The following is a 1,845-nucleotide window of genomic DNA, read 5'->3' as shown; positions in this document are numbered from 1 at the left end:
GATTAAGCAGCTTTACGGCGATAAGGTTAAAGTCAGTGAGTTAACGGAGGAGCAGAAACAGACTATCAGTACCCTCTCCACGCTGGCAGCAGGGCTGGCCGGTGGGATTGCCGGTGACTCCACCGCCAGCGCCCTTACTGGCGCCCAAGCTGGGAAGAACGCAGCGGATAATAATGCTCTTGGTTATGGTCTAGGAACCTTTTGGGGGCAGATAGCCAACTCGATCAGTTCAGATGCATCATTGTCCTTTGATCTACAAGGTAAAGGGAAAACAGTAGAAGAAATAAACGAAGCTATAAAATACTCTCATCAGGGGCCATCATGGGGTGTTACTTATAAAGTTAAACCACATGTAAAAGGTGAGGTTACAGCAGGAATAGGTCCAGCAGGGTTTGCTGAAGCAGCATTGGATCCAAATAAATTTGCAATTAATGGTGGGATGACAACAGCTATTGGTGCTCATGGTGGAGCAACTGTCGGAATAGAATTTGGCCCTTATTTCCCAGGTTTATTAGGAGCCCAAGATAAAGATTATTCTTTTGATCTAGGTTTTGGCTATGGTTCATTTGGAATATCAGCAGGAAAAGATGGAATAGGTGTATCACTTGGTATAGGGCCTTCAATTGGCTGGGGTGGTATTTCAAGGGAAACTCCATTAGGTGAAACAGACGTGAATGGCAAAGTTGGCACTGAAATATATAAACATGAGTTTAAGGATAAATGAGCATGATTGTATATATTCCGTTTATTTTGATGGTCTTGAGTCTGTTGGGGTTTCTTGCATGCTTCATCTACTTTGGCTTGAGCAAAAAAATTTCACTAAGAAGTGTAAAATCTCCATTGCTCTTTTTTGATTTTTGTTTTTTTAATAAAAACAAACTTGCTAATTTTTCCATGATAATCTTATTTGTTATTTATATGTCTGGAATTTGGTTTGAATTTATTAAAAATGGAAACTTAATTTCCTTTGTTAGCTATTTTATTGGAGTGTTTTCAATTCTTGTTTTTCTTATTCATTGCAGATTTTTCTCAAAAAGAAAATTTGCACATAGAAATAATATTGAATTCATAAAAGAGTTTGCTTTTGAAATGGAAATAAGTCTTCAAAATACATTATTATGGTTATCTAGGTTATTTTATATTGTTTGGCTTTATTTGTTTTTTTCTACGTAATTGTTGTAATTGAGAATAATGCCCTGAGCTTGCCAAAAGGGATGGCGGATTACGGTCGGTCAGCATCCAGTCTGGCTACCGCGATGTTAAATGAAGGTAAGTCCCCTCAAGAGATTTCAGCGGCATTGTCAAAACATGCCAAAGGCGATCACCCGGAAGGACAAGATCCCGCAAGAGGATTGTTAGTCGCTTGGGGTGCAGGTGCTTCTGCTGTGGGAGGGACTATAGTTGGCCCTATTGCTGGGGCCGCGGCAGTCATTGGTGGCGGTATTTTAGGTGGAGCAACAGATGCCACCAAACAGCTTTTAACGTTGAAACCAGGCGAACACTATAGTGCAACAGATACACTGATAGCGGTAGGAACTGGCGCATTAACTCAAGGCAAAGGAACGCTATTTAGCACCCTTGTGAATACAGGGGGCGCTTATTTAGGAAGTAAAGCTAAAGGGGAAGATCCTACAACCTCAATGTTAGGTAACGCAGTTGGTACTGTAATTGGTAATAAAGTGGGGGGTAAGTTTACCAATGAAATGCTTTCTCGTGGTCATTCCCCCCTTAAATCGTAATGTTCCGGTGAACTCACCTTGCGTTGTCAGATAACCACAAAATGGGATATTAACTGAAGGGATTATCAGGCCAGGGCAACAGCTCATTCAACCGATTGTTCGGCCA

Annotated in this window: 2 protein-coding genes; both read left to right on the top strand. The window is 41.1% G+C overall.

Annotation, left to right across the window (positions count from 1 at the left end; genetic code table 11):
- On the top strand, positions 1 to 724 hold a 724-nt coding region (locus ABR397_RS22435), incomplete at its 5' end, for a polymorphic toxin type 25 domain-containing protein (protein ID WP_350307649.1).
- A 421-nt stretch (positions 725 to 1,145) separates the two neighbouring features.
- A complete protein-coding gene (locus ABR397_RS22430) occupies positions 1,146 to 1,739 on the top strand; it encodes a hypothetical protein (RefSeq protein WP_350307648.1) in 594 nt (197 codons plus the stop codon).
- The last annotated feature ends 106 nt before the right edge of the window (positions 1,740 to 1,845 follow it).

Origin of the sequence: Photorhabdus viridis (assembly GCF_040256935.1) — a bacterium.
In the GTDB taxonomy this organism is placed as follows: Bacteria; Pseudomonadota; Gammaproteobacteria; order Enterobacterales; family Enterobacteriaceae; genus Photorhabdus; species Photorhabdus viridis.
This window is presented reverse-complemented; position numbering and strand designations above follow the sequence as displayed.